The sequence below is a fragment of the Bacteroides sp. BFG-637 genome, from assembly GCF_024793605.1.
In the GTDB taxonomy this organism is placed as follows: domain Bacteria; phylum Bacteroidota; class Bacteroidia; order Bacteroidales; family Bacteroidaceae; genus Bacteroides; species Bacteroides vicugnae.
In genome coordinates this window covers 5,125,844-5,148,727 of sequence record NZ_JANUPD010000002.1, presented here as the reverse complement: position 1 = coordinate 5,148,727, position 22,884 = coordinate 5,125,844, and the positions used below count along the sequence as shown (strand labels likewise).

At 45.9% G+C, this 22,884-nt stretch carries 14 protein-coding genes and 4 pseudogenes; 14 read left to right on the top strand and 4 right to left on the bottom strand.

What is annotated here, in order from left to right; translation table 11 throughout:
• The first annotated feature begins 48 nt into the window (after window positions 1–48).
• From NXX38_RS20135 to NXX38_RS20125, 3 genes are read left to right on the top strand one after another with little or no spacing between them, the layout of a single operon-like run.
• The gene (locus tag NXX38_RS20135) at window positions 49–2,358 is read left to right on the top strand and encodes an ABC transporter permease (protein WP_258980834.1); all 2,310 of its coding nucleotides are present in this window, start codon (window positions 49–51) and stop codon (window positions 2,356–2,358) included.
• Window positions 2,359–2,381: 23 nt separating this feature from the next.
• The gene (locus tag NXX38_RS20130) at window positions 2,382–3,056 is read left to right on the top strand and encodes an ABC transporter ATP-binding protein (protein ID WP_004303508.1); all 675 of its coding nucleotides are present in this window, start codon (window positions 2,382–2,384) and stop codon (window positions 3,054–3,056) included.
• Window positions 3,057–3,074: 18 nt separating this feature from the next.
• Entirely contained in the window at window positions 3,075–5,393 is a 2,319-nt protein-coding gene (locus tag NXX38_RS20125; protein WP_217723220.1) for an ABC transporter permease, read from the top strand.
• A gap of 39 nt (window positions 5,394–5,432) precedes the next feature.
• On the opposite strand, the gene NXX38_RS20120 is transcribed toward NXX38_RS20125, so the two are convergent.
• A complete protein-coding gene (locus NXX38_RS20120) occupies window positions 5,433–6,797 on the bottom strand; it encodes an MATE family efflux transporter (protein ID WP_148366937.1) in 1,365 nt (454 codons plus the stop codon).
• A gap of 150 nt (window positions 6,798–6,947) precedes the next feature.
• On the opposite strand from NXX38_RS20120, the gene NXX38_RS20115 reads away from it, so the two are divergent.
• The 3 genes from NXX38_RS20115 (at window position 6,948) to NXX38_RS20105 (ending at window position 9,829) form a co-directional block, all read left to right on the top strand.
• Entirely contained in the window at window positions 6,948–7,595 is a 648-nt protein-coding gene (locus NXX38_RS20115) for an HAD family phosphatase (RefSeq protein WP_258980832.1), read from the top strand.
• A gap of 245 nt (window positions 7,596–7,840) precedes the next feature.
• Entirely contained in the window at window positions 7,841–8,662 is an 822-nt protein-coding gene (gene panB / locus NXX38_RS20110; RefSeq protein WP_148366935.1) for a 3-methyl-2-oxobutanoate hydroxymethyltransferase, read from the top strand.
• A 9-nt stretch (window positions 8,663–8,671) separates the two neighbouring features.
• Window positions 8,672–9,829, top strand: a complete 1,158-nt coding sequence (locus tag NXX38_RS20105) for an MFS transporter (protein WP_195649566.1) — start codon at window positions 8,672–8,674, stop codon at window positions 9,827–9,829.
• A 14-nt stretch (window positions 9,830–9,843) separates the two neighbouring features.
• Here NXX38_RS20105 and NXX38_RS20100 read toward each other — a convergent pair whose 3' ends face one another.
• On the bottom strand, window positions 9,844–12,060 hold the full coding sequence (locus tag NXX38_RS20100) for a bifunctional (p)ppGpp synthetase/guanosine-3',5'-bis(diphosphate) 3'-pyrophosphohydrolase (RefSeq protein ID WP_148366933.1): 2,217 nt from the start codon (window positions 12,058–12,060) through the stop codon (window positions 9,844–9,846).
• Window positions 12,061–12,166: 106 nt separating this feature from the next.
• Here NXX38_RS20100 and NXX38_RS20095 point away from each other — a divergent pair, with 106 nt between their 5' ends.
• From NXX38_RS20095 to NXX38_RS20075, 5 genes and pseudogenes are all read left to right on the top strand, one after another.
• Window positions 12,167–13,684 carry a DUF4301 family protein gene (locus tag NXX38_RS20095; RefSeq protein WP_148366932.1) on the top strand — a complete coding sequence of 506 codons (1,518 nt, stop codon included), beginning with the start codon at window positions 12,167–12,169 and terminating at the stop codon, window positions 13,682–13,684.
• 167 nt (window positions 13,685–13,851) lie between these two features.
• A pseudogene (locus tag NXX38_RS20090) lies at window positions 13,852–14,476 on the top strand (CatA-like O-acetyltransferase).
• 33 nt (window positions 14,477–14,509) lie between these two features.
• Entirely contained in the window at window positions 14,510–15,904 is a 1,395-nt protein-coding gene (locus NXX38_RS20085; protein ID WP_234133598.1) for an acyloxyacyl hydrolase, read from the top strand.
• Window positions 15,905–15,927: 23 nt separating this feature from the next.
• Window positions 15,928–16,491 carry a Crp/Fnr family transcriptional regulator gene (locus NXX38_RS20080; RefSeq protein ID WP_148366929.1) on the top strand — a complete coding sequence of 188 codons (564 nt, stop codon included), beginning with the start codon at window positions 15,928–15,930 and terminating at the stop codon, window positions 16,489–16,491.
• Between the two features lie 97 nt (window positions 16,492–16,588).
• A pseudogene (locus tag NXX38_RS20075) lies at window positions 16,589–17,744 on the top strand (acyltransferase family protein).
• A gap of 117 nt (window positions 17,745–17,861) precedes the next feature.
• Here the strand turns inward: NXX38_RS20075 and NXX38_RS20070 are convergent.
• Window positions 17,862–18,734: an Rpn family recombination-promoting nuclease/putative transposase gene (locus tag NXX38_RS20070; RefSeq protein ID WP_074557003.1), complete on the bottom strand. Its 873-nt coding sequence runs from the start codon at window positions 18,732–18,734 to the stop codon at window positions 17,862–17,864.
• 257 nt (window positions 18,735–18,991) lie between these two features.
• Window positions 18,992–19,144: pseudogene (locus tag NXX38_RS20065) on the bottom strand (phage integrase SAM-like domain-containing protein); the annotation flags it as partial.
• Here NXX38_RS20065 and NXX38_RS20060 point away from each other — a divergent pair.
• The 3 genes and pseudogenes from NXX38_RS20060 to NXX38_RS20050 all read left to right on the top strand — a co-directional run.
• Window positions 19,105–19,380 (top strand): annotated as a pseudogene (locus NXX38_RS20060) (N-acetylmuramoyl-L-alanine amidase); the annotation flags it as partial. The pseudogenes NXX38_RS20065 and NXX38_RS20060 overlap by 40 nt on opposite strands.
• Window positions 19,381–19,619: 239 nt before the next feature.
• Entirely contained in the window at window positions 19,620–19,859 is a 240-nt protein-coding gene (locus tag NXX38_RS20055) for a hypothetical protein (RefSeq protein WP_258980828.1), read from the top strand.
• On the top strand, window positions 19,807–22,755 hold the full coding sequence (locus tag NXX38_RS20050) for an ATP-binding protein (RefSeq protein WP_258980826.1): 2,949 nt from the start codon (window positions 19,807–19,809) through the stop codon (window positions 22,753–22,755). Before NXX38_RS20055 ends, NXX38_RS20050 begins: the two co-directional genes overlap by 53 nt.
• The last annotated feature ends 129 nt before the right edge of the window (window positions 22,756–22,884 follow it).

Here is a 22,884-nt window from a genome sequence, read left to right as displayed (position 1 = left end):
CATGCTTTCTGCATGATTGAAAATAGAAAAACAAAAATAAAATATAATATGAAACAAATCTATTATGTGATCCGTACTTTATTGCGGGGGCATGGTTCCAACGTTATCAAAATCCTCTCTTTGGCGTTGGGGCTGACGATGAGCATTCTGTTGTTTGCCCGTGTGGCTTTTGAACAGAGCTTTGACAAATGCTTCAAAGATTATGATAACCTGTATCAGATCTTCTCCGTCTTTTCCGCCAATGGCCAAACCTTTGAGCCGCAGGATAAGAACTGCGGACCGGTGGCGGGTGCCATACTGGAGAATTTTCCTAAAGAAGTGGAGGCAGCCACCAGCTATTGCGTTTGGATGAGTGCCCCTCTTTATCATGGAAGTGTCCGTTTTGAAGCTAACAAAGTGACAGCCGATTCACTATTCTTTCAGACTATGGGTATCGACGTTTTAAGCGGTGTTCCGGAAAAGGAACTGATGCAGAAAGATGTTGTCTTTCTTAGTGACCGGTTGGCTCGTAAGATGTTCGATCAAGAAAATCCGATAGGCAAAGTTATCTCTTATAATAAGGAAATAGAACTGACAGTGAAAGGTACGTATGCTGACATACCTGAAAATGCTACCGTCAGACCGGAGGCTGTGATTTCTCTGCCTACCGTATGGAGCCGTGGATGGGGAAACTACTCTTGGAGGGGAGGCGATAGCTGGATTGCATTTATCCGTTTCCGTCCCGGAGCAGACAAATCCGTGGTGAATGCCCGGTTGAATGACCTGATAAAGAAATATCGTCCTGCAGAAGACCAGAAAGTAGTAGGTTATACCGCTTTTGTAAAGCCGATCCGTGATGTGTACAGGGAAGAGCCGGACGTGAAGCGGATGCGGAATATCATGTCTATCCTGGGAATAATCATCCTTTTTATCGCTACCTTGAACTACGTACTGATCTCCATCTCTTCACTCTCATATCGCGCCAAAGCCATCGGCGTACATAAGTGTAGCGGTGCAGGCAGCGGCAAAATTCTGGGAATGTTCCTATTGGAAACAGCTATCATTATTCTCTTCGCCTTACTACTGATGGGATTAATCTTACTGAACTTCCGCGACTTTATAGAAGATACAACCGCCGTTGAACTCGGAGCTCTGTTCTCTTTAGACCGTCTTTGGGTACCCCTGCTGACGGTAGCTATCCTGTTCCTCATAGGAGGAGCACTGCCCGGACGCATCTTTGTCAAAATCCCCGTTTCACAAGTCTTCTGCCGCTATACAGAAGGAAAGAAAGGCTGGAAACGCCCGCTATTATTCGTGCAGTTTGCCGGCGTAGCTTTCATCTGCGGACTGATGTATGTGGTGATGCTGCAATACTACTATGTCTTAAACAAAGACCTGGGATACAATCCGAAGCGCGTTGTCGTAGCCAATACCGGTTTCGGCAATAAAGAAAACCAAGACTATGCCCTGACTTTCTTCCGCGGCCTGCCTTATGTAGAGTCCGTGTCCAGTGCCGATTCCCATCCCGTATATAGTTATAGCGGAACGATGATTCAGGATGAAAGTGGACAATCACTTTTCTCTTCCCGTTTTTGTAAAATGATGGAAGACTATCCGAAGATGATGGGTATGGTGATGAAGGAGGGGCGTATGCCACGAAATGAAGACGAAGTAGTCATCAATGAAACATACGGCGAATGGATGCACTGGGGAACCGAACTATTGAACCGTACCGTCTATAATTCAGGCTACGTATGTAAAGTAGTGGGAGTGATTAAAGACTTCCGGATCGGTAATTTCACCAACCCGCAAGCACCTTTCATCCTGATGAGTACCAAGAATTTCGGGAGCTGTGTTCATGTCCGGCTGAAAGAACCTTTTGCGGAGAATCTTCAGAAACTGAATAAAGTATCGGCAGATGCTTTCCCCGATAAAACGGTCGATTTCCGTTCGATGGAGCAGATGATAAAAGAGAGTTATAACTCCATCCGCGTCTTCAGCAATGCTACCATACTGGCGGCGGTTACCATGTTCTTTGTGATGATGATGGGATTGATAGGCTACACAACCGACGAAGTCCGCCGCCGTTCCAAAGAGATTGCCATACGCAAAGTCAATGGCGCCGAAGCATCCGGCATTCTGGAAATGTTGGTGAAAGATGTGCTCTATGTAGCCGTTGCAGCCGTTGTGATCGGTGTGGCGGCATCATGGTACGTCAATGATATGTGGATGGATATGTTTGCCGAACACGTGCCCGTCAGCTGGGCGGCGTATGTACTGATAGCGATTGTAAATCTTCTCGTTATCGTAGCCTGCGTACTTTGGAAATCGTGGCGGATTGCCAATGAAAATCCCGTGAGTAGCCTTAAAAGTGAATAATTAAAAACATAAATAAAAAGATTATGATTGAAATAAACAACATCAGTAAAGTATTCCGTACTTCCGAAGTGGAGACAGTTGCCTTGAATCACGTAAACCTTGAAGTAAAAGAGGGAGAGTTTGTAGCCATTATGGGGCCCTCCGGTTGTGGTAAATCCACTTTGTTGAACATTCTGGGGTTGCTCGATAACCCTACCGAAGGTTCCTACCGCTTGATGGGTGAAGAAGTGGGCGGATTGAAAGAGAAAGAACGTACCCATGTGCGTAAGGGCAAACTCGGATTCGTATTCCAGAGCTTTAACCTGATCGACGAACTGAATGTTTACGAGAATGTAGAACTTCCTCTGACATATTTGGGCTTTAAAGCATCCGAACGCCGCCGCATGGTAGAAGATATTCTGAAACGGATGAACATCAGTCATCGTGCCAAACACTTTCCGCAACAACTTTCCGGTGGTCAGCAACAACGTGTCGCCATTGCCCGTGCCGTAGTGACCAATCCGAAACTGATTCTCGCCGATGAACCGACCGGTAACCTCGATTCAAAGAATGGGGCAGAAGTGATGAACCTGTTGACCGAACTGAATAAAGAAGGAACAACCATCATCATGGTGACACACTCACAACATGACGCATCCTTTGCCCATCGTACAGTTCATTTGTTCGACGGCAGCGTGGTAGCCAGTGTGATAGCATAAACCAGATCAGAAGCAAGTATGAGACAAATCTATTATAGCATACGTACATTACTGCATGAGCGTACTTTGAATATCGTAAGAGTGCTCTCCCTTTCTTTAGGACTAACAGTTGGCATCTTGCTTTTCTCGCAAATAGCTTTTGAGATGAGCTATGAGAAATGTTACCCGGAAGCGGAGAATCTGATAATGGCGAGAATAGCGGCACAGAATATGACGACCGGCGAAGTGCAGGGCGATGACGGAATGAATTATGACTATACCGTCTGCGATCCGGTAGCTTTTACCCTGGCGCAGGATATGCCTGAAGAAATAGAGTCGGCCACCTGTGTACTTCCTTCCCAGTTTTATCATATTTATAAAGAAGACAAACTGCTGTCAAAAGCAAATTACATGAGGGTTGACACCTGTTTCTTTGAAACGATGGGTATACCCGTACTAAAAGGGAACGCGAAAGATCTCATCATTTCGAATAGCATATTTGTTTCAGAACATTTTGCCCGTGAAACATTCGGCAGTGTAGACCCTATTGGGAAAACCCTTTCGGCGGACAAACAGTTGGAACTGACAATTCGCGGCGTCTATAAAGATATACCCGAAAATTCGATGCTCTCCCGTGACTTTGTGATTACCATTCACCGCGATGGTCACTATGCGAGTGGTAACGGTTGGAATGGGAATGATATCTTTTATGCCTTTGCACGCTTGCGTCATGCGTCGGATATAGACAAGGTGAACAGCAAAATCCAACAAGTAATGGCCAAATACAGCCCCTTGCAATGGGATGACTGGAAGTTGGAATACAGCGTTGTTCCTCTTTCGGAACGTCATCTGGATTCTGCCGATACCCAGAAACGTTTGATGATATTCGGCTTCCTCGGCTTTTCAGTGTTTTTTGTAGCCATCATGAATTATATGTTGATTTCAATAGCCACTATCAGTCGTCGTGCAAAAAGCGTAGGAGTACATAAATGCAGTGGAGCCAGTTCAGGGAACGTCTTTGGCATGTTTCTGGCAGAAACCGGAGTCTTGGTTCTACTATCCATTCTATTTAGCTTCCTGTTGATAATCAACATGGGCGAATTGATCGAAGACCTGCTGGGAACCAGCCTTGCCTCACTGTTTGCCTGGGACATCATTTGGATACCGTTGCTCACTGTAGCAGTCCTTTTCCTCCTAGCAGGAGGTATACCGGGGAAACTGTTTTCACGTATTCCCGTCACGCAAGTATTCCGGCACTACACGGATGGGAAAAGAGGATGGAAACGTTCATTGCTATTTGTCCAGTTCACGGGTACCTCCTTTGTACTCGGACTATTGCTGGTTACCCTGTTACAATATTCTCACCTGATGAATGGAGATATGGGAATCAAGATTCCGGGACTGGTAGAAGCCGAAACCTGGATGTCAGGCGAAACAGTAGAACATGTAAAAGACGAGTTGCTTCGCCAACCGATGGTGGATGGGGTATCGGCATCCACACACAGCGTACTGGGAGAGTACTGGACACGTGGATTGATTGGCAACGACGGCAAACGCATTGCTACCCTTAATTTCAATATGTGCGACTATGATTATCCGAATGTGATGGGAATCAGAATAACAGAAGGCACCACCATCAAGAAAAAAGGCGATCTATTGGTGAATAAAGAACTCGTCCGTTTGATGAAATGGACCGATGGTGCCGTAGGAAAATCCGTGAGTGGGGTAGAAGGTACCATCGTAGGAGTGTTTGATGATATTCGTAATAGAAGTTTCTATTCCAGTCAGTCTCCTATTGCATTGATTGCCGATAAAGAATCGGCCAATCACACCATCAATGTCCGTCTAAAAGAACCCTATGACGAGAACCTGAAACGCTTGAACGAATGTGTGGCAAAAACATTTCCGAATGTAGCTCTGAACTTCAATTCAGTAGACAGCAAGATCCGGGAAGGCTATAAGAGTGTATATCGTTTCCGTAATGCAGTCTGGATTTCGTCCTGCTTCATCCTGCTTATTGTCATCACGGGATTGATTGGCTATGTGAATGGAGAAACTCAACGCCGCAGCAAGGAAATAGCCATACGCAAAGTGAATGGGGCAGAAGCCTCCGGCATCCTGAAATTATTGATATACGACATTCTGAACATCTCCGTAATCTCTGTTCTGATAGGTACTGCCGCTTCCTATTTTACAGGCCAAATATGGTTGGAACAGTTTAGCGAACGAATTGATATGGATCTGTTACTTTTTATAGGAATAGCCCTGCTGGTACTATTGGTTATCGTGGCTTGCGTGGTAGTGAAAGCCTGGCACGTTGCCAATGAAAACCCCGTAAAGAGCATTAAAGCAGAATAAATAATAAAAACCAATAGGCGGAGTAAAGCTGCTAATGCTTTATTCCGCTACCGTTTCCGGATGTTGTTTAGATACTTTCTTAATGTAAATCATCAGACTGACAACCGCCGTAATAAATGCCAGTGCATCCGATACCGGCATACTAATCCAGATACCTTTCAATCCCCACCAGTTGGGAAAGAGTAGCAAGCAAGGCAAAAGATAAAGCAACTGCCGCGTCAGCGAAAGGAAAATACTTATTTTAGCCTTCCCGATACTTTGGAAGAAGTTACCAATCACAATCTGCGCCCCTACAAACGGGAACATCAATACAGCCAGCCGGATACCGTCTACGGCCAAATCAATCAATTCATCGCTATCCGTAAAAAGAGCCGACACAGCATGCGGGAAGAACTCGCAGATAATAAACCCGCTACTGGTAATCACAACCCCGGAGATAATCCCCAGTCGCAACGTCTGTTTCACGCGGTCTATCTTCTGCGCTCCGAAGTTATACCCCACGATAGGCTGCATACCCATCGTCAGACCTAACACAATCATCACATAAAGCGTCAGCAAACGGTTGATGATCCCATAAGCTCCAATCGCCATATCACCTCCGTAATTTTGCAGGCTGTTATTGATGATAATCACAATGGCACACGCACACACATTCATCAGGAAAGGAGACATACCAATGGCGAAGATACTCTCCACAATTCTCCGTTTCATCTTCCAGATATTCCCCTCAAAATGCACCGTACTGTCTTTCTTGACAAAGTGGCTCACCACCCACACCATACCGATCAACTGCGAAATCACCGTTGCCGTAGCAGCTCCCCTCATTCCCCATTCAAAGTGGAAAATAAAGATAGGAGCGAGGATAATGTTCGCCACCACCGTCACCATCGAAGTCAACATCGCCTTTTTCGGGTATCCGGTAGCACGCATCACGTTGTTCAACCCAATCATCGTATAAGTGATAGGAGTACCCAATAAGATCACCTGCATAAAGCTCCGCGCATAAGGAAGCGTCTCGTTACTGGCCCCGAAGAAAACCAATATATCATCCAGAAAGATGAAAGACAAAATACCAAAGAAGAACGAATTAGTGATACAGAGCATCAACGTGTGTGACAAGATTTCCGTAGCCCCCTTCATATCCTTTTGTCCCAGACGGATAGACGCCAGCGTAGAACCGCCCGCCGATACCAATGTACAGAAAGCCACCACCAGATTCATCAGCGGAAAGCTGATGGCCAGTCCGGCAATCGCCATCGGGCCTACGCCATGTCCGATGAAGATACTATCAATAATATTATAGATAGAAGTAATCGTCATTCCTATAATTGCAGGAATGGAATATTGTAACAGCAATTTGCCGATACTTTCTTTGCCTAAGATATGTGGGTCGTTCTTGCTCATGCGCTAGTAGATTTTGTTGGATAAAAACGTATGTTACGTTTTTTTTAGCTTTGCAAAGGTACGAATTATTTGCCTGATTCGATGATTATTCGGAACTTTGCAGCGATGGATACACAAGGTTTAACGTTTAGGTAAAAAGAAAGTTTATATATGAATACAACGAAAACGATTGCGGCACTCTTCGATTTTGATGGTGTCATTATGGATACAGAAACGCAGTACACAGTCTTCTGGGACGAGCAGGGACGGAAATATCTGAACGAAGAAGATTTCGGCCGCCGGATCAAGGGACAGACATTATTGCAAATCTATGAAAAGTATTTCTCGGACAAACCCGAAGCCCAGCTTGAAATAAGCGCTGAACTCTACGTTTACGAGCAAAAGATGTCCTACGAATATATCCCCGGAGTAGAAGCCTTTATAGCCGATCTTCGCCGTAACGGTGCAAAGATAGCCGTAGTCACCAGCTCCAACGAAGAGAAGATGGCCAACGTCTATAATGCCCACCCCGAATTTAAAGGAATGGTAGACCGCATTCTGACCGGAGAGATGTTTGCCCGTTCCAAACCGGCTCCCGACTGCTTCCTGCTCGGAATGGAAATCTTTGAAGCCACTCCCGAAAATACCTATGTCTTTGAAGATTCTTTCCACGGTCTGCAAGCCGGAATGACTTCCGGGGCAACAGTGATCGGACTTGCCACCACCAACACACGCGAAGCCATCACCGGCAAAGCACATTATATAATAGACGACTTCACCGACATGACTTACGACAAGCTCCTGACTCTGCATCGTTAAGAGAAAGAATAAATCCGAAACGCATTATTGCACTTGATAAATCGCTTCCTTATATCGTTAAGGAGCTTTTATTATACCTCACAGAATCCTTTCAAACGCCTCCCCAGCTACCTAAGCGAGGCGTTTGAAAGGATTTTTTGCATTTCCTTCTCTGTTATGAATTAAATGTTATAACTTTGCCGCGATTTTTGAAGGCGCTTGGCGTCGTTTTAATATTTAATCATTAATTTTTAATTTAAAAAGACATGGCTGGTTATATATCGGATGATACAAGAAAGGTGACTACTCATCGCTTGGTTGAAATGAAACAGAGAGGTGAAAAAATATCTATGCTGACTGCATATGATTACACAATGGCGCAGATTGTAGACGGTGCAGGAATGGATGTAATTCTGGTAGGCGACTCTGCTTCTAATGTAATGGCAGGTAATGTGACTACACTACCTATCACACTCGACCAAATGATTTATCATGCTAAATCCGTGGTACGTGGTGTAAAGCGTGCGATGGTAGTGGTTGATATGCCTTTCGGATCCTATCAGGGCAACGAGATGGAAGGACTTGCTTCTGCCATCCGCATCATGAAAGAAAGCCACGCTGACGCTTTGAAGATGGAAGGTGGTGAAGAAATCATAGACACGGTGAAACGCATCGTATGCGCCGGCATTCCGGTAATGGGACATCTGGGACTCATGCCTCAATCCATCAATAAATACGGTACCTATACCGTGCGTGCCAAGGATGACGCCGAAGCCGAGAAGCTGATTCGCGACGCCCATCTATTGGAAGAAGCAGGCTGTTTTGCCATTGTACTCGAAAAGATTCCCGCAACCCTTGCCGAACGCGTAGCTTCCGAACTGACCATACCTATTATCGGTATCGGTGCCGGTGGACACGTAGACGGTCAAGTATTGGTGATTCAGGATATGCTTGGCATGAACAACGGATTCCGTCCCCGTTTCTTGCGTCGTTACGCTGACTTGTACACGGTGATGACCGATGCCATCAGCCGTTATGTTTCTGACGTGAAGAATTGCTACTTCCCCAACGAGAAGGAACAATATTAAATATAGTATATGGCAGTTAAATTGTGGACAGTTCATTTTATGCGGATATGTGTAGCTAATTTGCTGTTGTTTATATCCTTGTATGTGTTATTTCCGGTGCTTTCCGTAGAGATGGCCGACCGTCTCGGAGTGCCGGCTGCACAGACAGGAGTAATCTTTCTCTTTTTCACCTTGGGGATGTTCCTCATCGGTCCTTTCCATGCCTATCTGGTAGATGCATACAAGCGTAAATACGTGTGTATGTTTGCTGCCGCCCTGATGGTAGTGGCGACCATCGGATACGCCTTTGTCACCAACCTCACAGAACTGATTCTGTTGAGCACCGTGCAAGGGCTTGCCTTTGGCATAGGCACAACAGCCGGCATCACATTGGCCATCGACATCACCAACTCCACGCTGCGCAGTGCGGGAAACGTCAGTTTCTCCTGGATGGCACGTATGGGGATGATCGCAGGCATTATCCTCGGAGTATGGCTTTATCAAAGCCAATCCTTCCAAACCCTGCTCACTGTATCTGTCATAACCGGAGCTGTCGGAATCCTCATTTTATCAGGAGTCTACGTACCTTTCCGTGCACCGATTGTCACCAAACTCTATTCCTTCGACCGCTTCTTATTGCTTCGTGGATGGGTTCCTGCCATCAATCTGATCCTGATAACCTTCATTCCGGGACTGCTGGTTCCCATGGTACACCCTTTCCTAAACGATTTCGTACTCGGAAACACAGGAATCCCCGTACCGTTCTTTGTAGGAACAGCCCTCGGATACATTGTTTCCCTGTTCTTTGCACGTCTGTTTTTCCTGAAAGAGAAAACCTTGCGACTGGTCATTATGGGAATTGGATTGGAAATGGTAGCCATGTCTCTATTGAATACAGACATCTCCATAGGCATTTCCTCCGTACTCTTGGGATTGGGCTTAGGCTTTATCCTGCCGGAATTTCTGGTGATGTTCGTAAAGCTATCCCACCATTGCCAACGCGGAACAGCCAACACTACCCATCTGCTGGCAACCGAAATCGGCATTTCTCTGGGAATCGCTACCGCCTGCTACATGGAACTGGATACAGATAAGATGCTACATACCGGACAGATAGTAGCATCCATTGCTTTACTCTTCTTTGTATTGATTACCTATCCTTATTATATAAAGAAGAAAGTAAGATAGGAGAGTAGCCGGAATTAATTCCGGCTAACTTGTTTTACTCCCTTTATAGTACGTAATTTCTTGATAAGAGCCTCCAAACGTCCCGTATCACCCACCATGACCGTCAGTGTTCCGGAGAACAAACCGTCGTGCGAGTCAATACCGATGGAGCGCAGCGTGATACCATTCTCTTTGGATATAATAGAAGTGATATTAGTCACAATACCAATATCATCGTGTCCTACAACCCGCAGCGTGATAGGATATTGTGTACCCACCGATTTCCCCGCCCAACGAGCCTTCACAATACGATAACCGAAACGCTCACGCATCTGGTTGGCATTCGGACAATCCGCCCGGTGTATCTTGATACCACCGCTTACCGTAACGAAACCAAACACATCGTCCCCGTAAATCGGATTACAACATTTAGCCAACTTGAATTCCAACCCTTTCAGATTCTGGTCGATCACCAGTACATCTTCCTTAGACGTCGTTTCCTCCTGCGTAGCCTGCAAGTTATACCCTTCGGCACTGCGATACACAATTTCGTCGTGCGTATCACTGTCCCGTTTCTGTTGCTCTACGTATTTATCCAGAATCTCGTTAACGTCCAGTCCACCGTCGGCAATCCGCTGATAAAACTCCGTCACATTCTTGAAGCCCAATCGCTTGATGAGGCGCATCATGGTCGCTTCATCATATTCCAGCTTACGGTTCTTGAATTTCCGTTCCAGCGTCTCCTTGGCAAAAGCATGCTGGCGTGCCACCATCTCCTTGAGAGCCTGCCTTATCTTGGTGCGCGCTTTGGAAGTCGTCACGATGTTCAGCCAGTCCTGCTTCGGAGTCTGGGTGTTTGAAGTCATGATTTCCACTTGGTCGCCGCTGTTCAGTTTCTGTTTAAGCTGTGCATTTTTGCCGTTCACTTTCGCGCCGATACACTTGCATCCCAACTTACTATGGATATGGAACGCAAAATCCAATACCGTAGCCCCCTTGCCGAGCTTGAACAAATCCCCCTTGGGCGTGAAGACAAACACTTCATCCTCGTAGAGATCCATCTTAAACTGATCCATCACTTTCAGCGAGTCGTTGTCCGCATTCTCCAACGCCTCCCGCACAGAAGTCAACCACTCGTCCAGACCCGTTTCACCCTTGATACCTTTATATCTCCAGTGAGCAGCCAAGCCGCGTTCCGCGATCTCGTCCATGCGGCGGGTACGTATCTGCACTTCCACCCATTTCCCTTCCGGGCCCATCACAGTGATGTGCAATGATTCGTAACCATTGCTTTTCGGAATAGAGAGCCAGTCGCGCAGACGCTTCGGGTTCGGCTGGTACATATCCGTAACAATCGAATAAACCTGCCAGCATTCCTGCTTCTCCTTAGCCGGATCCGGTTCCGAATCGAGGATGATACGGATGGCGAACAAGTCATAAATCCCCTCAAAAGACGTTTTCTGCTTCTGAATCTTGTTCCATATCGAATGAATCGACTTGGTTCGCCCCTTGATGTCGAACTTCAATCCTGCTTCCGACACCTTCTTCTGGATCGGCTCGATAAAAGCAGCGATATACTTGTCGCGGGAAGCCTTCGTCTCATTCAGCTTATCCTTGATAAAATAATACGTTTCCTTCTGCGTATATTTGAGAGACAAATCTTCCAGTTCCGATTTCAGCTTATACAGTCCCAGCTTGTGCGCCAGCGGAGCATACAGATATGCAGCTTCGTTCGCCACTTTGATCCGGTCCCCCTCGTTGCCCGTATCTTTGATTTTGCGCATCACGTTCACGCGGTCCGCAATCATTATCAGGATTACACGCATATCCTCCGCGAAAGAAAGCAGCAGATTACGGAAGTTTTCCGACTCGATAGCCGGACTCTTCGCATAAAGCTCGTTTGTTTTCACCAATCCCTTGATGATACTTGCCACGTCATCCCCATATTCGGCGTTCACCTCGTCGATAGACAATACATGCCCTTTCACGATTTCGTGCAACATGATACCGACCAAACACGAACCTTTCATGCCGATTTCCTCCGCAACGATCACTGCCGTTTGTAAATCTCTGATGACGGGATTCATCCCGAAGTTATTGCGTTGCAGACCGTTACACTGGGCCGCTTTGATAAGATGTCTCTTTAACTTTAGGCAATCCTTCCAGGAAATACTATCTCCTGCAGATTGCAACAAATGCCGGTAGAGTGAAAAAAGCTCCTTTTTTTCCTCCGATGTAAAAAAGTCGTCCATATTCAATCTTGTTAATTCGATGTAAAATTAGTTTTTTTCCCGGTTATTCGGCAAGAAGTAAATAACATTTTGTATTTTTGGGCATCAATTAATAAAATTAGATATTATGATAACGACACAGGACAAAGAGTTGCTTGCCAAGAAAGGCATTACGGAAGAGCAAATTGCAGAACAATTAGCATGCTTCCAGACGGGTTTCCCCTTTTTGAAACTGGATGCAGCCGCTTCCATCGAAAAAGGAATATTGGCTCCCGATGCAGAAGAACAGAAGGCTTATCTGGCCGCTTGGGATGCGTATACAAACACAGGTAAGACTGTTGTGAAGTTCGTGCCCGCTTCCGGTGCAGCGAGTCGTATGTTCAAGAACCTATTCGAGTTCCTGTCCGCCGACTATGACCGGCCGACTACCAAGTTCGAACAGGCATTCTTTGACGGAATCAAGGATTTTGCTTTCTATGACGATCTGAATGTAGCCTGCCAGCGTATCGACGGAAAAGATATTTCCGGACTGATCGAAGAAGGTAACTATAAAGCAGTGGTGTCCGCCCTGCTCGAAACTGCCGGACTGAATTATGGCGCATTGCCGAAAGGTCTGCTCAAATTCCATAAGTACCCCGAAGGTTCACGCACACCAATGGAAGAACATCTCGCCGAAGGAGCCATGTATGCTGCCGGAAAGAGCGGTAAAGTGAATGTGCACTTCACGGTATCTACCGAACATCGCGAACTTTTCAAGAAATTGGTAGCCGAAAAGGTAGACGAATTTTCCAAACGCTATGGAGTGGATTATTACATCACCTTCTCCGAACAGAAGCCGAGTACCGACACGATTGCCGCCGACATGGACAACCAACCTTTCCGCGACAACGGCAAACTGCTGTTCCGTCCCGGTGGGCACGGTGCACTGATTGAGAATCTGAACGACCTCGATGCAGATATTATCTTCATCAAGAACATCGACAACGTAGTGCCCGACAGACTGAAGGCCGACACCGTTACTTATAAGAAACTGATTGCCGGAGTGCTCGTGACTTTGCAAAAACAAGTATTCGAATATCTTACCCTGCTCGACAGCGGTAAATACACCCATGACCAGATGATGGAAATGCTTCAATTCCTGCAAAAGAAACTCTTCTGCAAGAATCCGGAGACGAAAGACCTCGAAGATTCCGTACTCGCCATCTACCTGAAAAACAAGTTCAACCGCCCGATGCGTGTCTGCGGAATGGTGAAGAACGTAGGCGAACCCGGTGGCGGCCCGTTCCTTGCTTACAACAGCGACGGAACCATCTCCTTGCAAATCCTCGAAAGCTCACAGATTGACATGGACGATCCGGAGAAGAAAGAAATGTTCGAGAAAGGCACACACTTCAATCCGGTAGACCTCGTATGTGCTGTGCGCGATTATAAAGGACATAAGTTCGACCTGGTGAAGTACGTAGATAAGGCAACAGGCTTCATCTCCTACAAATCGAAGAACGGCAAAGACCTGAAAGCTCTCGAACTTCCCGGCTTGTGGAACGGTGCGATGAGCGACTGGAATACCGTCTTTGTAGAAGTGCCACTTTCCACCTTCAACCCGGTAAAAACAGTGAACGACCTGTTGCGTGAGCAACATCAGTAATTTATTCACTACAGAGGACACAGAGGACACAGAGATTTTATAGAGCTTTTATAGAACTTTTTCACCGGATTAATGCAATTGATTCCATTGTTTCCGGTCTTACCTTACCGAAAAAACTCTGTGTCCTCTGTGTCCTCTGTGGTGAAACCTAAAAAAGAGTGTTTAGAATGAATCAGATAGGAGAAGATCATCGATATTGCTACTTGGAACAGAAGAGAACATTACGAACATTTCAGTGCTTTTGACGATCCGTTTTTCGGAGTAACCGTTCAGGTAGACTGTACGCGCGCGTATCAGGAAGCCAAAGCCAAAGGCATATCCTTTTCCCTGTTAGTCCTCCACCGGATAACGACAGCCGCTGCTGCGGTAGAAGAATTCCGTTACCGCATCGAAGGCGATAAGGTGGTGTGCTATGACAGCCTTCTGCCCGAAGCTACCGTAGGCCGTGCCGACCATACCTTTTCTTTTGCCGCCTTTGAATACGATCCGGACGAACTCGTCTTTATTCGTCGGGCAAAAGCAGAGATGGAACGTTTGCAAGCCACTACGGGACTCAACAAAGGAGGCACTTTCCATCCCAATGCCATTCATTATTCGGCAGTGCCGTGGCTCTCATTCACCGACATGAAGCACCCCACCAATATGCGTTCGGGCGACAGTGTTCCCAAAATCTCCACCGGAAAGTACTTCCGCGACGGAGAAAGACTGATGATGCCCGTTTCCGTAACCTGCCATCATGGATTGATGGACGGCTATCATGTGGCACAGTTTATTGAGAAGCTCCATTTATAACTTCCGTTCTGAAAAGACTAACCAGACTATTATATGAGAGTAAAGATACCCAGATGGGAAATTGCCGTAATCTGTTCCGCTTTGCTTTTTCCCGGCACTTCGCTTTGTGCGCAGGAGGTAGGGCAGGAAGAGAAAGAGATGAAGGAAATGCGGCAAGAGGTGAAACAGCTCCAGCAGGACGTCCGCCAACTTCGTGAAGAAGTGCGGAGATTGCAGGAAGAAATTCATGGCTTCCGGCACAATAGTTTCCCGCAATGCGGAGCCGACACCGTAGCTCCCTATGTTCCCCACCATTTCATTCACCGGTTGGGGATAGAGGCGCGGCCGCAATACGTGTTTCCCACCAATCCTTTCCTGCAAGGCGAGAACGAACGGTGGAAACCCATCCAGAGTTCATTTGCCGCTCATCTGAAATACTCTTTCAAGTTTCGTCCCAACACCTGTGCCGACCGCATCTATGGCGGAGCCTATCAAGGTTTCGGCTTGGCCTTCATCACCTTTGGCGATAAAAAGCAGCTGGGTGATCCTGTGACGTTCTATGTCTTTCAAGGTGCACGCATTGCCCGTTTCAATCCCCGCCTTTCGCTCAATTACGAGTGGAATTTCGGTATCTCTGCCGGATGGAAACCTTATGACAACGATTACAACTCTTACAACGGAGCCGTAGGCTCACGGGTGAATGCCTATCTCAACGCAGGTATCTACCTTAACTGGTCGCTTTCCCGTTATTTCGACTTTATCATCGGCGGAGACTTCACGCATTTCTCTAACGGCAACACCAAGTTTCCCAATGCAGGTGTCAACACCACCGGAGCGAAAATCGGACTGGTGTACAACTTCAACCGGGAAGAAGCCGACCTCACTAAATCATTGGTTCATCCCTACGTTCCCCGTTTTCCGCGGCACGTCAGTTATGACCTTGTGTTGTTCGGCTCGTGGCGCCGGAAAGGTGTCTATGTGGGCGAGAAACAGATTGCATCACCGGGCAGCTATCCCGTAGCGGGATTCAACTTTGCTCCGATGTACAATCTCAACTATAAGCTGCGCTTCGGAGTCTCGCTGGATGGTGTCTATGACGGTAGTGCCAATGTGTACACCGAAGATGCGCTGGTAGAGTACGATGGCGGCAGCGGTTCCTCCCGTCGTAAATTTCTCGTGCCGGGCATTCAGCATCAGCTTGCGCTGGGACTCTCCGGACGGGCAGAATACGTGATGCCGTTTTTTACTATCGGTGTCGGCTTGGGAACAAATGTGCTGGGGCGTGGCGATTTGCGCGGACTGTATCAGGTCTTTGCGTTGAAGATAGACGTCACCCGGAGTTCATTCCTTCACATCGGCTACAATCTTCAGGATTTCCAGACTCCTAATTATCTGATGCTCGGTCTTGGTTTCCGTTTTAATAATAAATATCCTAAAGTACGTCATTAACCCCCAATACGCCATTCCCCCAAATGGAAAATATCATTCGTAAAATCAGGCAAATCTATCCGGTTTCCGACGAAGCACTTCAAGCGCTTCAGGCGAATATGGAATTAAGGTATTATCCCAAAGATACCTATATTGTTCAGGCAGGAGTGACAGACCGCTTGGTTTATTTCATTGAAGAGGGCATTGCCCGTTCTATATTCCATCACAACGGAGAGGACACCACTACGTGGTTCAGTCAGGAGGGTGACGTTACGTTCGGCATGGATTCGCTCTACTATCAGCAACCATCGATAGAAAGCGTTGAAACGCTTTCCGCTTGCAAAATCTACGTTATCCACATCGACAAGCTGAATGCCCTCTACGAAACGTATATCGACATAGCCAACTGGGGAAGAATCCTGCATCAGAATGTAAACAAGGAGCTTAGCCACATGTTTGTGGAACGCCTCCAACTTTCGCCCAAAGAACGCTACGAACAGTTCAACCGCCGCTATCCCGGACTGATAAACCGGGTGAAGCTGAAATATGTGGCTGCTTTTTTGGGCATTTCCATCTATACCCTTAGCCGGGTGCGCGCTAAAAAATAGCGATTAGCAGGGCTTTTTTGCTTTAGAGCAAAGAAACTTCGTAGCGCAAACCGTATCTTTGTCCTCTGAAAATACTAACTTACTAATAGAAAAACAAATGTCGAACATTTCTGCTTCAGCCTTTTCAGACACCAAGGCGCATTATGATCTTCTTGACGGACTTCGCGGTGTGGCGGCTCTTATGGTGATCTGGTATCATGTATTCGAGGGCTTCGCTTTTGCCAGTAATAGTGCTATTGAAACTTTGAATCACGGATATTTGGCCGTGGATTTCTTTTTTATCCTTTCGGGTTTTGTGATCGGTTACGCTTACGACGACCGTTGGGGTAAGAGTCTCACTATGAAAGATTTCTTTAAACGCCGGTTGATACGTCTTCATCCCATGGTTGTTCTGGGGGGCTGTTCTGGGAGCTATCACGTTCTGCATTCAGGGCTCTGTGCAATGGGATGGAACACACGTTGCCATATCCATGGTGATGTTGTCTCTTCTTTGCACGATATTTTTCATTCCTGCCATGCCGGGGGCGGGCTATGAGGTTCGTGGCAATGGCGAGATGTTTCCGCTGAACGGGCCGTGCTGGTCGTTATTTTTCGAGTATATAGGCAATATCCTTTATGCGTTGTTCATTCGCCGTCTGTCTAATAAGGCGTTGACTGTGATGGTGGTATTGTTGGGAGTGGCGTTGACGTCATTCGCCATCTTCGATGTCTCCGGTTATGGAAACATGGGGGTAGGATGGACGCTGGATGGTGTAAACTTCTTGGGCGGATCATTGAGAATGCTTTTCCCTTTCTCTTTGGGTATGCTTTTATCCCGCAACTTCAAACCAGTGAAAGTGAAAGGCGCTTTCTGGATATGTACCCTTGTATTGATTGCCCTGTTTTCCGTTCCTTATTTGGAGGGTGCAGAGCCGGTTTGTACGAACGGTGTGTATGAAGCGTTTTGCATTGTCGTAGCTTTCCCTATCCTTGTGTGGCTGGGTGCGTCGGGAAGTACGACGGATAAGCGGTCAACGCAGATATGTAAGTTCTTGGGAGATATATCTTATCCGATCTACGTGATACACTATCCGTTGATGTATCTGTTCTATGCATGGCTGATTAAGAATCAACTCTATACGCTGGGCGAGACTTGGCAGGTAGCTTTATGTGTTTACGCATTATGCATTGTACTGGCTTATCTAAGCTTGAAATTCTATGATGAACCTTTGCGTAAGTATTTGGCAAAGCGTTTCTTGAGCAAGAAACGATAGGTAGTAGTTTTTTTATAGAGAAAGTCCCGTTTTGTTGCAAGACAAAACGGGACTTTTATTTTTCTGATATGTATTCCTGTTTTCCTCCGAGGAGGTACTAATCGTAATAAGTCGATTTTATAGCTTTTCTATTTCTTCTTTTGAAAGTCCGGTGCCTTTGGCAATCATTTCAGTAGTAAATCCCATTTCTTTGAATTTACGAGCGGTCTCGATAAGAACTTCTTGCCGTCCTTCCCGTCGACCTTTCTGTATCCCTTCTTGCAGTCCTTTCTGTATTCCTTTCTTTTCAGCAAAGTCCAACGTATTAAAATAATCGTTGTAAATTTTCCATTCTTCCTCGTACTGCGCTCTTTCTTCCTGGGTCATATTCGCTTTGGAAGCCAACTTCTCCAGTCGTTCAAAAACTGCTTTGCGAGCCTTGAAAGGCATTCTGTCAAGTGTGTCCATATGCTTTAATATATAAATCCAGCGTTCAAAATCGTTTTCACATTCATCCTCTTCTTTGTTGAAGTTCGGCAGTTCGATAAAGATTTGCCGGAACTTGTTGTTGAAGAGCTTCCCAGTATCCCTGTCAGAAAGTATAATATCCGTTCTGATTTTAGCGGGCATATCCTTGTCCATCACGAAATTCATGAAGAACACTCCATACACTGCATCCAACTGGAAGTCCCAAACACCTTTTTTTGCTTGCTGCGTGATGGCTCGTGAGAGATAGAAGAGGGCACGGTCTTTAAAATAAGGCTGTTCCCGGTTCTGCATTTCTACGATAATGCGTTCGCCCGTGTCGGTTACGCAATATATGTCGTAGATAATACCTCGCTCTGTTTTTACTTCCGGCTGCTGTTCGTTGTTGAGGAACTGGATGTCGGTGATTATGTGCTCTCCTACGAGCAAATCATTCAAGAAGTCAATTAATAACTCCTTTTCTACCTCTCTGCCGAATAAAAACTTAAAGCCAAAATCGGTAAAGGGATTGATAAATCTTCCCATTGTATGTTGTGTCTCAATTACAAAACAAAGATAGCGCTTTTTTGTTGAATATGGTCAAGGAGAAGGATAAAATAATCCAAAAGGTGACTATTGTCCGGCTTCTACTTTTCCATCATCCGGCATGTTGACAGTTACAGTATATACATACTCTGTGTCCTTTTTCGTTTCAAATTAAATTTCCGTTACCTACGAAGTAACGTCTTATTTGTCAGGAGATTGCTTTCCCTCTTGACCGCTTCACAAAATCAATAATCTTTCCGCAGATAAGTAGACACCGTGTTCCAACTGCATCCATGTTCCCGTAGACTGTTCTCAAAACGCTTCAACCATTTGGGCGTCAGTTGCCGAAACGGCATCTTGTCCGAACCCAGAAAAGTGCGGATTGCATTCAAACTGCTTCGGTACACATGTCGACCGCACAGGGCAGCCCAAAGACACCCGTACCGAATGGCAGAAGCACTCACTGCGCGTATTGGTTCTCACGTTGTTGCGGGATTACCCGGATTGCAGGGTGTGCGGCCATCGTGATCTTAGTCCCGACCTGAACGGAAATGGTGAAATAGAGCCGGAAGAATGGGTGAAATCGTGTCCCTGTTTTGAGGTAAAAGCCGAATTCGGGTCGCCGGAGAAAGACATAATTATATAAATAGGTATGTAGAAATTTTTTTGGACGATGAATCCGGAGTCATTCAAAAGTGTAGTCCCGTTTCAGAGTGTGCGTATGCACTTTCTGGAACGGGATTCGCATAATAACGAAGATAAACTGATATTTTTCGGAAAGTGAGTGAAAATCATTTCTTTTTTTGATGTTTTTACTCAAAATACCAAAAATAAATCATAGATTTGCGAAGTTTATCAATATCACAAATAAAACAACAAGAAAATATGGAAGCACTAAAGTTCCGTAAAGCCATTTTGCTGGTAAGTCTATGCCTTTGGACTCTCACCCTTTTTCCTCAAGTGAAAGAAGATACCATTTTCCAGAGTGATTATCTGCTAATACTTAATACCTATACATCGGATGCTCCTTGGAGTAATGCCATCATTTCCCCCTGTTCTGCAATGGCTGAACATGGAAAGAAAAACAGAAGTATATGTGGAAAACATGAATATGCTGATGATTGATGACAGCTTGAAACTGGCGGACCTCAAAACGAATATCTTTGCCAAATATGGAAAGAAGAAACCTAAAGCCGTATTGCTGTTGGGCAACTCGATGATGCTCTTCCGCAATGAGATGCGTGAAGCATGGGGAGATGTTCCCCTCATTTTGTGCGGGGAAGAGAGTTATATGGGTCCCGATGACTGCTACATTAAAAAATATCCGGTAGTACCGTCCGAACAGGTTCCGCTTACCAACTTCACCGAAGAGTATAATCTCACACTGCTCCAGACCCGTGTGTTTATTGAGGAAAATGTGAAGCTGCTGCAACATATGATTCCCGGTATGAAGAAGATTATCCTGATCGGAGACGGACGTTATGTGAATCAGCAACTCAATACTGACATGAAACAGTTATTGCAGAAGGCATATCCGGAGCTGGAATATGATTTCTATTCGGCTGCAAATATGACTACGGACAGTTTGCTGTTGAAACTGAACAAAGTGGACAGTGCTACCACGGGAGTACTTCTTTCATCCTGGTTCACCCGTCAGGTGGTAGCCGGAAATGTGCAGTTGCAAGCTAATTCATTCCAGGTAATCTCCAATAGTGTGACTCCGATATTTGCACTTAAAAACTCTCTGGTCGTAAATAGCGGAATGATAGGAGGGTTTATGTATTCACAAACGGATTTCAACGAGCAGTTGCTCAAAACACTCTCCGCTGTACTGTCGGGAGTTGCTCCGCGCACTATCCCGTTTTACATTCCGAAGGGAGAAAATATATTCAATTATCCCGCTTTGTTGCAACGGAATTTCTCGCCGGACAGTTGTCCGTCCGGTTCTGTCTTTTTCAACCGTCCGCAAACTGTATGGCAGCAGTATGGCTATTTATTCATAGCCATTATCGCTTTCTTTGTTATTCTCTTTGTGGTGCTTTATCAATATATAAGAATAAAAGCGTTAGGCAGGGTGCGTGAAGCCCAACAGACGCAATTGGAAACGGCACAAGAGTTGTCGGATTTGTTTGATAATATGCCTATCATCTATGCCCGTGAACGTCTGATACGTGATGATGAGGGCGAAATCGTTGATATGGAAATCTGTTCCATAAACAAGCATTTCCTGAAACAGTATGAATCTAAAGTGGATGTAATCGGCAAACGGGCCAGTGAATTGTTTGGAACAAACTTCCTTGCCTCTATAAACTATGTGAAGATTCTGGATAAGGGAAAACGTCCGATCACGTATTCATTTTATACCCCACAGACCAATAAGCATCAGGAAATCGTGCTGGCTCTTAGCTCGAAGAAAGATTACATAGATGTGTTTGGTGTGGACAGCACGGATTTGTATCACACCCAGCAAAAACTGAACGCCACAAACCAGAAGTTGATTATGGCTCTCGAAGTGGCCGACATCATTCCTTGGAAGTGGGATCTGGAACGGAGGATGATTCTTTGCGACATAAACCGTCCTATCGAATTGAGCACCGAAGAACAGGATGTTACCGAAGAGCAACTTTCTGTGCCGGATGCACAGTACTTTGCAAAAATATTCAGGGAAGACCGGCCACGCATCGAGAAGGCTTATCAGGATTTGATAACCGGAACTATCAAGAAGGTGAAAGAAGAATACCGGGTGGTTACCCGCACGGCTACGGGACTGCAAACGGACTGGGTGGAAGCACAGGCAACTGTTGCCACCCGTGACGAAAACGGTCGCCCGCTGACGTTGGTAGGTTCTTCATTGGTGATTACCGCCCGCAAGGCTTTGGAAGAGGAATTGGTAAGTGCCAAGGACCGTGCCGAGGAATCGAATCGCCTGAAGAGTGCCTTCCTTGCCAATATGAGCCACGAGATACGCACGCCGCTGAATGCGATTGTCGGTTTCTCCGGACTATTACCTACCGTAGAGGAACCGGAAGAAAAAGAAGAGTATATTACGATCATCGAAAACAACAACAAGCTGCTGTTGCAACTGGTGGGCGACATCCTCGACTTGTCCAAAATAGAATCGGGCACACTTGAGTTTGCTTACCTGCCCAAGCATTTGAGCGAGATTTTGCGGGGTATAAAATGCTCACTGCAAGCCCGAACGGAAGAAAAAGGGCTGGCTTTCAGCCTGATGGAGCCTATGCCGGATTGTTGTATTGAAACAGATGGCAACCGGTTGAACCAAGTGATTACGAATCTTATCACCAATGCAATCAAATTCACCGATAAAGGCGGTAGCATCACTTTCGGATATACACTGGAGAAAGAAGAGAATATGTTGCGCTTTTATGTGACCGACACGGGCTGTGGCATACAGGAGGACAAACTGGGAACGGTGTTCAACCGCTTTGTGAAGCTCAACAGTTTTGCGCAAGGCACAGGACTCGGACTTTCAATCTGCCAGATGATTGTGGAGCACATGGGAGGGAAAATAGGTGTGGAATCGGAGTACGGAAAGGGTTCTACTTTCTGGTTTACGCTGCCTTATCATCCTGTAAAAAAGATGCAGTCGCAGGAACCGAAGTTCGACATGATGCACGTGCATCGCGATGATATCAGTATTTTGATTGCCGAAGATAACGAGAGTAATTATAAATTGTTCGAGAATATCTTGCACAAGGATTTCAATATTATCCATGCCTGGAATGGTCAGGAGGCTGTCGATTTGTTCAAGGAGAAGCATCCGCATATTGTATTGATGGACATCAATATGCCTATAATGAACGGATACGAAGCAACGAAAGAGATACGCAAACTATCTGCCGAAATTCCTATCATCGCTATCACGGCTTATGCTTATGCTTCGGATGAGCAGCGTATTCTTAGCGAAGGGTTCGACGGCTATGCTTCCAAACCGATCAATGCTAATGTGCTAAAAAACAAACTTTTTGAAATTATAAACAAGCGGATGGTGTTCTTCTAAAGAATAAGATGGTGATGAATCGATAGATATTCTCTGAAAAAGTGAGGCGTGTGTCAATAAGTGGTAATCACTAACTTTCGACACACGCCTCGTTTTTTATCTTCTCTATGATTCCTCTAGTTTTCTATG

Excerpts from the sequence above, each read along its gene's own strand:
- NXX38_RS20135 (WP_258980834.1), top strand. The coding sequence starts at position 49 with ATGAAACAAATCTATTATGTGATCCGTACTTTATTGCGGGGGCATGGT.
- NXX38_RS20130 (WP_004303508.1), top strand. The coding sequence starts at position 2,382 with ATGATTGAAATAAACAACATCAGTAAAGTATTCCGTACTTCCGAAGTG.
- NXX38_RS20125 (WP_217723220.1), top strand. The coding sequence starts at position 3,075 with ATGAGACAAATCTATTATAGCATACGTACATTACTGCATGAGCGTACT.
- NXX38_RS20120 (WP_148366937.1), bottom strand. The coding sequence starts at position 6,797 with ATGAGCAAGAACGACCCACATATCTTAGGCAAAGAAAGTATCGGCAAA.
- NXX38_RS20115 (WP_258980832.1), top strand. The coding sequence starts at position 6,948 with ATGAATACAACGAAAACGATTGCGGCACTCTTCGATTTTGATGGTGTC.
- panB (WP_148366935.1), top strand. The coding sequence starts at position 7,841 with ATGGCTGGTTATATATCGGATGATACAAGAAAGGTGACTACTCATCGC.
- NXX38_RS20105 (WP_195649566.1), top strand. The coding sequence starts at position 8,672 with ATGGCAGTTAAATTGTGGACAGTTCATTTTATGCGGATATGTGTAGCT.
- NXX38_RS20100 (WP_148366933.1), bottom strand. The coding sequence starts at position 12,060 with ATGGACGACTTTTTTACATCGGAGGAAAAAAAGGAGCTTTTTTCACTC.
- NXX38_RS20095 (WP_148366932.1), top strand. The coding sequence starts at position 12,167 with ATGATAACGACACAGGACAAAGAGTTGCTTGCCAAGAAAGGCATTACG.
- NXX38_RS20085 (WP_234133598.1), top strand. The coding sequence starts at position 14,510 with ATGAGAGTAAAGATACCCAGATGGGAAATTGCCGTAATCTGTTCCGCT.
- NXX38_RS20080 (WP_148366929.1), top strand. The coding sequence starts at position 15,928 with ATGGAAAATATCATTCGTAAAATCAGGCAAATCTATCCGGTTTCCGAC.
- NXX38_RS20070 (WP_074557003.1), bottom strand. The coding sequence starts at position 18,734 with ATGGGAAGATTTATCAATCCCTTTACCGATTTTGGCTTTAAGTTTTTA.
- NXX38_RS20055 (WP_258980828.1), top strand. The coding sequence starts at position 19,620 with ATGGAAGCACTAAAGTTCCGTAAAGCCATTTTGCTGGTAAGTCTATGC.
- NXX38_RS20050 (WP_258980826.1), top strand. The coding sequence starts at position 19,807 with ATGGAAAGAAAAACAGAAGTATATGTGGAAAACATGAATATGCTGATG.